We start from the raw sequence: 12,747 nt of genomic DNA on the forward strand, positions 1-12,747 counted from the left end.
TGGTATGTTTAATTAAAGAGTAACTTAAATATAGACTGTATTACTGGTTTATGACATCAACGAAAGCATATAATTGCATTTATTTCATTAATTGTTCTATTTGTTGTTTTGCTTCAGTGAGATAGTGGCCCGCAAATACATTCGCATGATTTAATATAGGGTAAAGTTGATAAATTTTCTTGCGTTGCTCATAGCCAGAAGCCAATGGGTAATGTTTGTTATAGGCGATGTAAAAAGCTTCAGGAAGGGGCGCGAACAGTTCACTCATCGCAATATCTACTTCTCGGTCACCATAATAGCAGCTGGCGTTAAATACACTGGGAATACTATGGATAAACCCTAGGTTTCCTCGCCAAAAGTCACCGTGCAATAGTGACGGACTTACGATGTGGCTGTGAAGCATACTTTTGATTAACCCTACAAAATAATTGTGGTCAACAAGCTCTATACCTTTTTCATGTAAAAGCTGTAGTTGCCAGCCAATACGTTCTTCAGCAAAAAATACATCCCACTTTTTATGCCAGCGATTAGGCTGAGCAGTTGCACCAATAAAATTGTCATGATCAAAACCAAACATGGCTTGCTGATGTTTTAAATGTAAATGAGCTAAGTGTTGTCCCATAATATGCCAGTTAGTGTGAGGCTGTTGATCAAGCGTCAGCCATTCTAAGGCAATAAAGGAGTATTCAATATTTGACCCAGTTGTAATACAGTCAGGTACCATGAACATACTTTCTTTGGTCAGCAAGTTTAAATTGTAAGCGTCATTCTCAAAGCGTTCTAAATTATTTCGATGGGCTACTTTAACAAGAAATGAGTGTGTGCCATCGCTTATTTTAAATAGCATGTCGCTGCTAGTGCTTTGAAGTTGACGCTTGTTGGTGTGCTTAAAGTCAAAATGCATGGCTTGGCTGATTTGTTCGTTAACCGTATTCCACATGAGATTGCTCACCTTTTGTACATATGTTTAAACTATGGCAAAAAGTAGTTAAATAAACAATCTCTTGAGAGTAAAATTCGTATTTAATAAATATACGTATATTGTTAAGTACTACTAAGAGGAAAAAATGATGAACAAAAGCCTTATCACTAATGTGATTGCGAGTGTTTTAGTGGTTATTGGTTATTTTTATGATCAAGCAATTGTGTTGTCTATAGGCTTGTTTGCTTTATCGGGGGCTGTAACTAATTTACTCGCTGTGCATATGTTGTTTGAAAAAGTCCCTTTTTTATATGGCTCAGGCGTTATTCAATTAAAATTTGCAGGCTTTAAGGTTGCGATAAAAAATCTTATTTTGACCGAGTTTTTTTCAGAGCAAAAGATAGCCCAATTGTTGGGTAATAAAAATATCAATGTTGATCTTCAACCTGTCATCAACGAGGTTGATTTAAACCCTGCGTTTGACAGCTTACTAGAAGTAATTGAGCAATCTCAGTTTGGCAGTATGTTAGCAATGTTTGGTGGCAGTGCTGCGGTAGAGCCTATGCGCGAAGCATTTATTGATAAAATGCGCGGTTCATTATTGAGTATGAGCGAAACTGATGATTTTAAAGCGTTGGTAAATAAAAAATTGACGCAATCAGGTATAGCGAGTGACTCGCTATATTCAACGGTCTCTGGCTTGGTCGATGATCGCTTAGATGAACTAACGCCAAAAATGGTTAAAGATATTATTCAAACCATGATCCGTGAGCATTTAGGTTGGTTGGTCGTGTGGGGGGGAGTATTTGGTGGAATGTTTGGTTTAATTGCCGCTCTACTTTAATGTAATTTAAACGTATTAAACATATGCAAATTTTTAAGCAGGCCAACAACTCGCCTGCTTAAATAAAGTAACGCATATTATTTTGAACCTGCAACAACCATAATTGTTTGTTGATCTAGTTTAGCTAAATCTTGTATTGATGTATTTGTTTCAGCTTTTAAATTTAAGAGTTTTGCTGTTCTATTAAAGCCATAAGTACCTGCAAAATTCTCCATGCTCATGTTGTTACAGCTTAGCTTATCAGTGGCTACTTTTTTATTTACGCGTAACTCTCTCATCGTCATTGAGAGCTTTATTGGTTTATTTGACGCTACAGCCATACAAATTTGTGTACCAGGGCTGTTATCCGCTGCAACAAATTGCGCAGCCTCAGTGTTAGTTGATGTAAGTGCTGCTGTGCCTAAAAGTAATGTAGTACATAATGTGGTTGTTAAAGTATTCATCATCATTCTCCAGTGTTTTTGATATAAGTTATCTTGTTGACGAGTTCATTATTGGCTAAATTTTTTAATAATGCTGTAAATGAAAATCGACAAAATGTAACACGGTATGTGGATGTGTTTATTAATATCTAAGCGCATGAAAATAAGATGTTTAATATGTGTTTTTTGACATATTTAACTAGAATTATTTTTTAACTTTTTTATTGATTTTGGTTGGTTTTCAATCTGTTTTCATTGGTTTTACACACCATTTACTTTAGAGTAAATGCACTTTATCGTGCTGTAATACTGACATATTTTAAAACCCTGTTATGATCGCCATGATTATAAAGATACCGGTCTATTAGGAGACACTGTGAGTAAAACATTGGCGAGTTATTACCAGCAAGCATATGCTTGTGAGCAGCATAATTTTAATCGTTGCTTTTATTGTGGCTGTGAAGCAACAGAGCGCGATCATTGCCCGCCATTGCATATGCTTCAAAGTATTATCGACTTAGGCGAAGAAGCTGACTTTATAAGTATTGCAGCGTGTTATGAGTGTCATGCAATATTACATAATGAACGTTTAATGACGATTGATGAGCGTTTTACTAAGCTAAAAAGTAAACTCGGCACTAAATACGCAAAGCCGTTGCGAGTGTATAACATGTGGCATGAAAATGAACTTGGCGATATGAGTGATGAATTTGCGCACAGTATTAAAGCCGGTATGAAGCTCGGTGCAGAAGCCGCAGAGCGTCTTGCGTTTGGCGGCTTCAGTTATGCCACAGAGGAAGCTAAAGTAACGGTACGTGAAAAAACCGCAGAGTTTGATGTTGAAGGACTCGTTTTTTTCGATTTTAAAGAAGCTTTAAATTACTGCATTAGCAACTTAAAAGTACAAAAAAGTGATTTTTATAAAATTTTGGTCGAAGATTACCAAGGTGACTTTAATAAAGCGCTGAGTCAGTACCGTCATCGTCACGATAAAGTCACAGCAGCAAAAGATGGTAATTGCTTAATTAAAGATTTTTCTAAATTACATAAACAAAATTCAGACTTTGTCACGCGAACCGTAAAGCACTTTATAACTAAAGATCCAAGCTTAACGACAGAAGGTGCATTGGAGAAACTGTATATCAACTATATTAAGAAATAATATTATTTAAACATTTAGTTGCTTACATTCATCTTATATAAATGAGGCTCTAGCTTATTTTTTGGCTTTATTGCGTGTATTTATATAAAGTAATAAAAAAACAACAGAGATAAACATGATGCAAAAATTTGCTCCTTCATTGTTGGTTGTTGCTCTTGGTGTGGCGTTAGCCGGTTGCCAAGATAGCGGACCACAAGATGAAAAAGTTACAATTAATAAAAATCCTTATCCAAGTACATATCAAGCACTTAAATCAACAAGCACCTTAATTACTAATGCGACCGTATTAACTGGTACGGGTGAGCGTTTAGAAGAAGCTGATGTACTACTTATTGATGGGAAAGTACAACAAGTTGGTAAAGATTTAACAGTACAAGTTGATAATACAATTGATGCACAAGGCAAATGGGTTACACCAGGTCTTATTGATGTACATTCGCATTTAGGTGCGTACCCAAATCCATCGGTTGAATCACACCAAGATGGTAATGAAATGACCAGCCCAAATACAGCTGAGGTCTGGGTCGAACATTCTGTTTGGCCACAAGATCCAGGCTTTAATCGTGCGCGTGAAGGTGGTATTACGTCATTACAAATCCTGCCTGGTTCTGCCAACTTATTTGGCGGGCGTGGCGTTACTTTAAAAAATGTGCCAGCGCATACTATGCAAGGCATGAAGTTCCCAGATGCACCTTATGGTTTAAAAATGGCGTGTGGTGAAAACCCTAAACGCGTATATGGTCGCAAAGGCATTTTACCATCAACACGTATGGGAAATATGGCAGGCTACCGTACAGCCTGGATTGACGCTGCTGAATATAAGCGTGAGTGGGATAAATATGACAGTGATTACGCTGCGGGTAAAAACCCTGAAGTACCGCATCGTGATATTAAATTTGATACGTTACGTGGCGTGCTAGAAGGCGAAGTAATGATCCATAATCATTGTTACAAAGCCGAAGAAATGGCAATGATGATTGATCTTTCTAAAGAGTTTGGTTACCACGCAGGCACATTCCACCATGGTATTGAAGCATATAAAATTGCAGATATGTTAGCTGATAATGGTTCGTGTGCAGCACTTTGGCCTGATTGGTGGGGCTTTAAAATGGAAGCTTACGACATGGTTCAAGAAAACGTTGCTATCGTTGATGCCGTGAAAAATTCATGTGCAGTAGTTCACTCAGATTCAGACACGACAATTCAGCGTTTAAACCAAGAAGCTGGCAAGGTGATGTTCCGCGCTAATGACAATGGTTTTAATATATCTGAAGAGCATGCGATTAAGTGGATCACTTCAAATGCCGCTAAATCATTAGGTATAGCTGATAAAACAGGCTCACTAGAAGCGGGTAAGCAAGGTGATGTGGTAATTTGGAATCAGAATCCTTTTAGTGTGTATGCAAAAGCTGAGCAAGTATTTGTAGATGGTGCAAAAGTATATGATCGCCATGACGATGCTTACCAAGCACAAAGCGATTTTATGTTAGGTCAAAAATAAGGAGTAACTAGAATGACAAAAATAACACATTCATTTGCGCTCTCGCTAGTTGCTGCTGGTTTATTAGCAAGTACTGGCGTTAACGCCGAGTCAGTGGCTATCATCAACGCAACTGTGCATACCTCAACAGAGCAAGGTATTTTACAAGGCGCGAGTATTATAATGGATGAGGGCAAAATTATTGCCATCAATCCAACAAAAGTTGAAGCAGATACCATCATTGATGCGAAAGGCCAAATTGTAACTGCCGGCTTTATCGGTAGCATGAACCAGCTAGGTTTAGTTGAAGTGGGCGCTGTGGCAGGCTCGCGTGATGCTGGTGATGATAAAGCAGGGATCGACTTTGACCCAAGCTTGGCTTTTAATCCACGCAGTAGCTTGATCCCTTACGCACGTAAAGGCGGTATAACACGTGATGTGATCACACCGCATGGTGGCGATAGCATCTTTGCAGGTTTAGCAAGCGTAGTTGATTTAAGTGGTGAATTTGATAGCGTTAAGCAAACACATGCAGCACTTGTGGTTAATCTAGGTGAGCAGCGTAAAGGCTCTCGTGCAATGTCGCTTAAAAACTTAATCGATAAGTTTGAAGCACATCAGCAAAAAGCCAGCAAAAAAGATAAAAAAGACGACGCTAAACCAAGTACAGAAGATAAAGTGCTTACTAAAGTGTTAGCAGGTGAAATGCCATTACTTGTAAGTGCATCACGTGCGTCTGACATTCTTGAGCTGCTCAAAGTAAAACAGCAATTTAAACTTAACTTGGTGATCTCTGGCGCACAAGATGCTGTGGTAGTTAAAGCACAATTAGCTGAAGCAAACGTACCTGTTATTATCAGTGCAATGGATAACTTACCTGGCAGCTTTGATTCACTCCATGCGAATCTAAATAACGCAGGCGAGCTTGAAAAAGCGGGTGTTAAAGTTATTTTTGCTATCGCAGGTGATGGCAGCCACAATGTTTATCAGCTTCGTTTTGATGCAGGCAACGCAGTTTCTTACGGGATGAGCCAACAAGGCGCATTACATGCCATCACAGCGAATGTTGCTGATGTGTTTGGTATCAATGCTGGCCGTGTTGCAGTGGGTAAAGCCGCTGATTTAGTAATGTGGAATAACGACCCATTTGAACTAAGCAGCCATGTTACAAAAATGTTTATTAATGGCGAAGAGGTAACAACCGAGTCTCGCCAAGATAAGTTACGTGACCGTTATATGGCAGAATCTGAGATGCCGCGCGCTTATACAAAATAATCTGCTTGTTCGTTTTATATAGAAAGGTCGCATTTGCGGCCTTTTTATTTTTTAGCCTAGAATTTAACTTGAAATAAGTTGCTCTATTTGTTGGTTAAACTTGTATTACGATGGATATTATCCGTCAGAAAAATCAGGCTTTCATAAAATGGCTATTCAATTACACTATTGACTGTATTGACTGTATTGACTGTATTGACTGTATTGACTGTATTGACTGTATTGACTGTATTGACTGTATTTACTTTATAGGCGGTTCTTGCGTTTAACTAAACTTGTGAGCGTCTCTTTTTTTACAAAGAACACAACAATCAATAAATATTTATATTTTCCAAGCAAGTCTATACCAACTAAAAGATAAAATGCATTATTAAAATCTAAATAGATGGCAAATAATATCAACAAAAATAAACATTGTTACTTTAATCTTTTTACATAACGCAGGGTTATAAAGTTGATAATAGCCATTAGTAAGGCAATTTCGTAACGGCTAAATGCAACAGCTATACCAATTAACCCCATATTCCATATGCTTGCGGCGGTTGCTGTGCCGTAGGTCGAATTTTTATTTTTTAAAATGGCTCCACCGCCAATAAAGCCAATCCCGGTAATTATACCTTCGAGAACTTTAGACTCAGCTTCGGTTGAAGTAAGCACAGACATACCAACTAAAGCGTAACCACAAGATGCGACAGCAACAAGTGGAAAAGTGCGCAGGCCTGCACCATGATTTGAGCGCTCTCGGTCGAACGCCATAGGTAATGCCAGCATGTAGGCGATCCCTAAATGGATTAGGTTATCGATTATTTCATGCCATTGTAAGTTGAGTTCCATCTTTGATCCTATCTAATCTTAGCCCTTGATAGAGTAAGCAAAGAACGAACCAAATATAAAAACATTTATTATTAATTACTTACAATATTTTAATTATTTACTACGGATTTGAGCAAGGTAATATTTACAGACTAGCGAGGGGATATTACTTATTGGGTAGGACTGCTGTTGAATATAAAATAAAATCAAAAACCTATAAATGTTACAGGAACAAGCAAGCTACTCCTGTAACATGAATACCAATCTACATAAATATTTGAACAATTTAACGAATTAAATAGACCCCATATCTACGCTGATTGGTATAAAGCACTATTAGAGGTTAGCGAAGAGTATGTAAAAAGTGCATATGTTTATGATATTGATCGATAATATCATTGATCACAGCTTCTTTAGACCAGCCCATAACATCGTAATCTTGACCGCCTTCACGTAAATGAACTTCTGCTCGATAGTAATTATTATCACTGTCGTCATCTTCATCTTCATCTTGTGTATAAGATGGTTTTTCATATGATCGGCGTTTAACTTCGTATAAAAAGTCAATTTCCTCGCCAAGCAATACTTTTAAACTAACATGCCCGCGTTCAAGTTGCTCTAAGTCAATTTCAACATCAAGACTATGTGTTTTAAGCTCTTTAGAGACATTTTCCATTGCCGGTAACGCAATTGATTTAACGAAACGGTTTACATTGGCTTTGTTAGGAAAATCAACAATATTATTTAGTCGCTCTTGCCAACTTGCACCTTCGCTGCCTGGTAAAGTGGGGGCTATAGGGGCTATGTTCATTTGTAAACTTTCACGTTTAGCAATGTCTACCCGTAATGCTTTTATCAAGCCATACGTCGCTATTAGCAGTACAACCGCAAAGGGCAGGGCACTGGCTATAGTCATGGTTTGAAGAGCACCTAAACCGCCAACCATGAGCAAGACGGCAGCAACAACACCTTCGCCACCAGCCCAATAAATACGCTGCCACATAGGTGTGTTGTCTTTACCATTTGAACATAACATGTCGACCACCATTGAGCCTGAGTCAGACGATGTAACAAAAAATACAATAACCATACAAGTGGCAATGAATGATAAAATTCCTGACATTGGGAAGTTTTCTAAAAATGCAAAAATAGAAATCGCAACATCTTTTGAAACCGCTTCACCTAAACTGGCAACGCCTTGATTCATGATCAAATCAATGGCTGAGTTTCCAAAGAATGTCATCCACATAAGGGTAAAGCCAGTTGGAATAAAGAGTACACCCATAACAAATTCACGGATTGTACGACCACGGGAAACTCGGGCTATAAACAAGCCAACAAACGGTGCCCAAGACATCCACCAACCCCAATATAAAATAGTCCAGCCGCCCATCCATTCAGTTTTTTCGTAGGCAAATAAGTTAAAAGTATGACTGACTATATCTGAAGCATAAGATCCCACGTTTTGCACAAAAGCTTGTAACAGATAAACAGTAGGACCAAGTATCAATACAAATAGCAACATGATGACCGCAAGGCCCATGTTTAGCTCTGACAAACGGCGAATACCTTTATCAAGGCCGGTTGTGACAGAGACAATTGCCAAACCGGTGACTGCGGCAATAAGAATGACTTGGGTAACAATGCCTACAGGGACATCAAATAAGTAATTGAGTCCGGAGTTTACCTGTAATACGCCATAGCCTAAGGATGTTGCAACACCAAACACGGTACCTATAACGGCAAAAATATCAACCGCATGGCCGATCGGACCATATATTTTATCGCCAATAAGGGGGTATAGCGCAGAGCGCAGAGTTAATGGCAGGCCATGTCGGTAGCTAAAAAAAGCTAATATTAATGCGACAATCGCATAAATTCCCCATGCATGTAATCCCCAATGGAAGAAGGTGATTTTCATCGCTTCACGTGCAGCTTCAACAGTCGCAGCATCACCTGTAGGTGGATTCATATAGTGCATCACAGGTTCGGCTACGCCAAAAAACATCAGGCCTATCCCCATACCCGCACTAAAGAGCATAGAAAACCAAGTCATGTGGTTGTAGTCAGGTGTTGAATGATCAGGGCCAAGTTTAATGTTACCGTAACGCGACAAGCCTAAAAAAACGACGGTGATCAAAATAATGGCAACGGTAAGTACATAGAACCAACTGGCATTTTGCACAATGACACTTTGTAAGCCGTTAAAAAAGACATCAGCACTTTGTGGGGCTAATGCAGTAAATAGCACGAGCATAATAATCAGCGCGGAGGCTGTGTAAAATACAGGTGGATTGAGTTTGGATTTTTCTTCTGTGGTGGACATTGATATTCCCCGGAATTATTGAGTGTACATAGAAATAAAATTTCGACGAAAGTATAGCATATTCAATTAATTAATTCCTCTTACAGTTTTTAACAGTGTTTTTACTTAATTCGTTTATAGTCATGTCAGATGGAGTTTAAATTTATAGAAGGTTGTTTGTATTATGTTAAGACTTATTTTTAGTGCCTTGGTATTATGCCAATTACTAACAGGCTGTACAGTGGCGGGTGTATTAATTGATGGTACCGCTTATTCTAAAGCTGATGAGAATTATGATGCTGATCTTGCGCAATCGGGGCCGCATACCGAACCCAAAACATTTATTGTTGATGGTGATGTAAACACCCTTTCTTTTTCTGAGTTAGGGTTTCAAATAGACAGTGCTGTAGTGGGGTTTATTAAAGATCAAATTAAACCGCAGACATCGAATGTTTGCAGGCGTATTTCTCGAACAATTAAAGAATGCCAAGACGTTACAATTGAAAAACCCCATGTGAATAAAAAAATCAGCTACGCAAATGACTATGATGAAATGATAAGTGTTCGTCAATAAAGCTGCTTATAAAATAGTAGCTATGATCATAGCCTGCCTGCATATGTAGTGTAAGCGGAAAGTTTATCTGTTTAGCAACGGCTGTTAGGTTTTCTGGCTTAAGTTGATCGATTAAAAAGCTATCGGCATCACCTTGATCAACACGCATGGGTAAAAAGTCATCGCTGCTCGTATTTTTCATAAGTTCACAGCTGTCGTAATTAGCCCACATCATTTGATCATCACCTAAATACAAGCTAAAAGCTTTATGTCCCCAAGGGCAATTAATTGGGTTTGTAATTGGGCTAAATGCTGACACACTGCTGTAACTTTTTGGATTACGTAGTGCAATGACCATTGCACCATGACCACCCATAGAATGACCACTAATGGCTTTTTTAGTCGTCACGGGGAAGTGCTGCTCAACAAGCGCTGGCAATTCATGAACAATATAATCGTACATGTTGTAGTGCGTGTTATAGGGAGCCTGTGTCGCATTTAGGTAAAAGCCTGCACCTTGGCCAAAATCATAGCTGTCTTGGTCGGGGACATTATCACCGCGAGGGCTAGTATCAGGTGCAACGATTGCTATGCCAAGCTCTGCCGCTTTTTTAAGTGCACCGGCTTTTTGCATAAAGTTTTCGTCAGTACACGTTAAGCCTGATAACCAATATAACACAGGCACTTTATTGGTTTGGCTGGCCCCTGGTGGCAAAAAAATGGCAAAACGCATTTGGCAATGAGTGCTGGTGGAAATATGGCTGTACTGTTTATGCCAGCCACCATTTACTTTTGTAGCGCTTAAATTATCTAACATAACTCTCTCTTTGTTAACGGCTACACCGCAGTGCGATGCAGCCAATTAATTTAGTAATGAATAACAGTTCGAATGCTTTTACCTTCATGCATTAAATCAAACGCTTCATTTATGTCTTCAAGGCCCATGGTATGAGTGATAAAGTCATTTAGCGCAAACTCACCGGCCATGTAACGTTCAACAATGTCGGGCAGTTGTGAACGACCTTTTACGCCACCAAATGCGCTACCACGCCATACGCGGCCAGTGACTAGTTGGAATGGGCGAGTTGAAATTTCTTGACCTGCACCAGCAACACCAATGATCACCGACTCCCCCCAGCCTTTATGGCAGCACTCAAGGGCTGAGCGCATAACATCAACGTTACCAATGCACTCAAATGAGTAATCAACACCGCCGTCGGTCATTTCAACAATTACGTCTTGAATTGGTTTGTCATAATCTTTTGGATTGATTAAATCTGTAGCACCTAACTTGGTGGCAAGATCAAATTTACTGGTGTTGATGTCGACACCGATGATACGAGAAGCACCAGCCATTTTTGCACCAATAATGGCAGATAGACCAATCCCACCTAAACCAAATATCGCAACCGTGTCGCCAGCTTGTACTTTTGCAGTATTTGTAACTGCGCCCATGCCCGTTGTTACACCACAACCGAGTAAGCATATTTCTTCAAGCGATGCTGCTTTATTCACTTTAGCCAAAGAGATTTCAGGAAGTACGGTGTATTCAGAAAACGTAGAGCAACCCATATAATGATAGATTGGCTGACCGTCTTTATAAAAACGTGTGGTGCCATCAGGCATTAAGCCTTTACCTTGGGTTTCACGCACAGCTGAACATAAATTTGTTTTACCTGACGTGCACATTTTACACTCACCACATTCAGCAGTGTATAAAGGAATAACATGATCGCCTACCGATACACTTGTAACTCCTTCGCCAATTGCATAAACCACACCAGCGCCTTCATGGCCTAGAATAGCTGGGAAAATCCCTTCAGGATCAGCACCAGACAAAGTAAATGCATCAGTATGGCATACACCTGTTGCGGTAATTTTTACCATTACTTCGCCTTTTTTAGGCATCATTACATCCACTTCTTCAACTGACAGTGGTTGATTCGGGCCCCAAGCGATAGCTGCTTTAGATTTTATAAATTCAGACATAGTGACTCTCTTATATACAGTGCTTAAAAACAATAACGCTATTTTATTTGTTTCTCAAACAATGTTAATCTTCATTTTAATAAAACACTTTTACAGTATGGTAATAATGAGTCGTTGGTTAGGTATAGATGAGTTTATCGCAGTGGGTGAAGAGGGAAGTTTTACTCGTGCTAGCGTAGTATTAGGGGTTTCCGTTGCACATATTAGTCGACAAGTAACGCAATTAGAGCAACGCTTAAATACGCAATTGTTAACGCGTACGACGCGCAAAGTGGTACTGACCAAAGAAGGCGAAGCATTTTTACATCAAACTAAGCATTTACAACACGCAATGGACGATGCAACAGCGCTATTGGCAGAGCAACAAAGTACGCCAAAAGGTAAAATTAAACTCACAGCGCCTGTAATGTATGGCGAAACATTTGTAATGCCGGCGGTGCATACGTTTATGCAGCAGTATCCAGATTTAGAAGTGGTGATGTCACTGAGTAATGAGCAAGAAAATTTACTTGAAGGTGGGTTTGATTTAGCTATTCGCCTTGGTCATTTAAAAGACTCTAGTTTAAAAGCACGGCGTTTAAGTGCGCGTCATTTTGTGATCTGTTGTTCAAAAGCGTATTTAGAACGCTTCGGAGAGCCTCATACATTAGCGGAATTACAACAACATCAATGCTTAGTGGGTAATAGCAGTTATTGGCGAGTATGTGAACAAGGGCGTGATAAGCATATTAAAATAGCAGGGCGGTTACAGTGTAATAGTGGCTGGGCATTGGCGGACGCAGCAAAAAAAGGCCTTGGTATTGTTCAATTACCTAATTATTACATTGAAAAGGATTTAGCTGAGGGGAATTTAGTGCCTATCCTAACGAATAACCAACCAAAGCCTGAAGGTGTATGGGGCGTATACCCTCCACGGCAGTTTGTTGCGACTAATGTGAAAGCGCTGCTCGATCATTTAGTAGCAGCGCTTAGCTTAGCTTAG

The 12,747-nt window shown here is 39.4% G+C and carries 12 protein-coding genes; 6 read left to right on the plus strand and 6 right to left on the minus strand.

Annotated features, from left to right (window positions below):
* Positions 1-79 precede the first annotated feature (79 nt).
* Positions 80-940, minus strand: coding sequence for a fructosamine kinase family protein (locus ADS77_RS06255; RefSeq protein WP_054453429.1), 861 nt, complete (start codon positions 938-940; stop codon positions 80-82).
* 130 nt (positions 941-1,070) lie between these two features.
* Between ADS77_RS06255 and ADS77_RS06260 the strand changes: the two genes are divergently transcribed.
* The gene (locus ADS77_RS06260) at positions 1,071-1,766 is read left to right on the plus strand and encodes a hypothetical protein (protein WP_054453431.1); all 696 of its coding nucleotides are present in this window, start codon (positions 1,071-1,073) and stop codon (positions 1,764-1,766) included.
* 77 nt (positions 1,767-1,843) lie between these two features.
* On the opposite strand, the gene ADS77_RS06265 is transcribed toward ADS77_RS06260, so the two are convergent.
* Positions 1,844-2,209 (minus strand): DUF3718 domain-containing protein, encoded by a 366-nt coding sequence (locus ADS77_RS06265; protein ID WP_054453434.1) that lies wholly within the window; start codon positions 2,207-2,209, stop codon positions 1,844-1,846.
* Positions 2,210-2,564: 355 nt separating this feature from the next.
* On the opposite strand from ADS77_RS06265, the gene ADS77_RS06270 reads away from it, so the two are divergent.
* The 3 genes from ADS77_RS06270 to ADS77_RS06280 all read left to right on the plus strand — a co-directional run bounded on the left by ADS77_RS06270 (position 2,565) and on the right by ADS77_RS06280 (position 6,105).
* A complete protein-coding gene (locus tag ADS77_RS06270; protein ID WP_054453436.1) occupies positions 2,565-3,350 on the plus strand; it encodes a hypothetical protein in 786 nt (261 codons plus the stop codon).
* A gap of 118 nt (positions 3,351-3,468) precedes the next feature.
* A complete protein-coding gene (locus ADS77_RS06275) occupies positions 3,469-4,851 on the plus strand; it encodes an amidohydrolase (protein ID WP_054453522.1) in 1,383 nt (460 codons plus the stop codon).
* A gap of 12 nt (positions 4,852-4,863) precedes the next feature.
* Complete coding sequence (locus ADS77_RS06280) at positions 4,864-6,105, plus strand: amidohydrolase family protein (RefSeq protein ID WP_054203601.1); 1,242 nt, start codon at positions 4,864-4,866, stop codon at positions 6,103-6,105.
* A 417-nt stretch (positions 6,106-6,522) separates the two neighbouring features.
* Here the strand turns inward: ADS77_RS06280 and ADS77_RS06285 are convergent, their stop codons facing one another.
* Both ADS77_RS06285 and betT read right to left on the minus strand, forming a co-directional pair.
* Positions 6,523-6,939, minus strand: a complete 417-nt coding sequence (locus ADS77_RS06285; RefSeq protein ID WP_054203602.1) for an MgtC/SapB family protein — start codon at positions 6,937-6,939, stop codon at positions 6,523-6,525.
* 322 nt (positions 6,940-7,261) lie between these two features.
* A complete protein-coding gene (gene betT / locus ADS77_RS06290) occupies positions 7,262-9,244 on the minus strand; it encodes a choline BCCT transporter BetT (RefSeq protein WP_082355617.1) in 1,983 nt (660 codons plus the stop codon).
* Between the two features lie 163 nt (positions 9,245-9,407).
* Here betT and ADS77_RS06295 point away from each other — a divergent pair, with 163 nt between their 5' ends.
* A complete protein-coding gene (locus tag ADS77_RS06295) occupies positions 9,408-9,797 on the plus strand; it encodes a hypothetical protein (RefSeq protein WP_054203604.1) in 390 nt (129 codons plus the stop codon).
* Here ADS77_RS06295 and fghA read toward each other — a convergent pair.
* Together fghA and ADS77_RS06305 are read right to left on the minus strand one after the other, a co-directional pair.
* Positions 9,751-10,593: an S-formylglutathione hydrolase gene (gene fghA / locus ADS77_RS06300; RefSeq protein ID WP_054203605.1), complete on the minus strand. Its 843-nt coding sequence runs from the start codon at positions 10,591-10,593 to the stop codon at positions 9,751-9,753. The genes ADS77_RS06295 and fghA overlap by 47 nt on opposite strands.
* A 50-nt stretch (positions 10,594-10,643) precedes the next feature.
* Positions 10,644-11,765, minus strand: coding sequence for an S-(hydroxymethyl)glutathione dehydrogenase/class III alcohol dehydrogenase (locus ADS77_RS06305; RefSeq protein ID WP_054203606.1), 1,122 nt, complete (start codon positions 11,763-11,765; stop codon positions 10,644-10,646).
* 106 nt (positions 11,766-11,871) lie between these two features.
* Here ADS77_RS06305 and ADS77_RS06310 point away from each other — a divergent pair, with 106 nt between their 5' ends.
* Positions 11,872-12,747 (plus strand): LysR family transcriptional regulator, encoded by an 876-nt coding sequence (locus ADS77_RS06310; RefSeq protein ID WP_200909641.1) that lies wholly within the window; start codon positions 11,872-11,874, stop codon positions 12,745-12,747.

This window comes from Pseudoalteromonas porphyrae (assembly GCF_001298125.1).
Lineage (GTDB): Bacteria > Pseudomonadota > Gammaproteobacteria > Enterobacterales > Alteromonadaceae > Pseudoalteromonas > Pseudoalteromonas neustonica.

Coding starts and splice junctions, on each gene's coding strand:
- ADS77_RS06280 (WP_054203601.1), top strand. CDS start 4,864: ATGACAAAAATAACACATTCATTTGCGCTCTCGCTAGTTGCTGCTGGT.
- ADS77_RS06310 (WP_200909641.1), top strand. CDS start 11,872: ATGAGTCGTTGGTTAGGTATAGATGAGTTTATCGCAGTGGGTGAAGAG.
- ADS77_RS06255 (WP_054453429.1), bottom strand. CDS start 940: ATGTGGAATACGGTTAACGAACAAATCAGCCAAGCCATGCATTTTGAC.
- ADS77_RS06260 (WP_054453431.1), top strand. CDS start 1,071: ATGAACAAAAGCCTTATCACTAATGTGATTGCGAGTGTTTTAGTGGTT.
- betT (WP_082355617.1), bottom strand. CDS start 9,244: ATGTCCACCACAGAAGAAAAATCCAAACTCAATCCACCTGTATTTTAC.
- ADS77_RS06285 (WP_054203602.1), bottom strand. CDS start 6,939: ATGGAACTCAACTTACAATGGCATGAAATAATCGATAACCTAATCCAT.
- fghA (WP_054203605.1), bottom strand. CDS start 10,593: ATGTTAGATAATTTAAGCGCTACAAAAGTAAATGGTGGCTGGCATAAA.
- ADS77_RS06265 (WP_054453434.1), bottom strand. CDS start 2,209: ATGAATACTTTAACAACCACATTATGTACTACATTACTTTTAGGCACA.
- ADS77_RS06275 (WP_054453522.1), top strand. CDS start 3,469: ATGCAAAAATTTGCTCCTTCATTGTTGGTTGTTGCTCTTGGTGTGGCG.
- ADS77_RS06295 (WP_054203604.1), top strand. CDS start 9,408: ATGTTAAGACTTATTTTTAGTGCCTTGGTATTATGCCAATTACTAACA.
- ADS77_RS06305 (WP_054203606.1), bottom strand. CDS start 11,765: ATGTCTGAATTTATAAAATCTAAAGCAGCTATCGCTTGGGGCCCGAAT.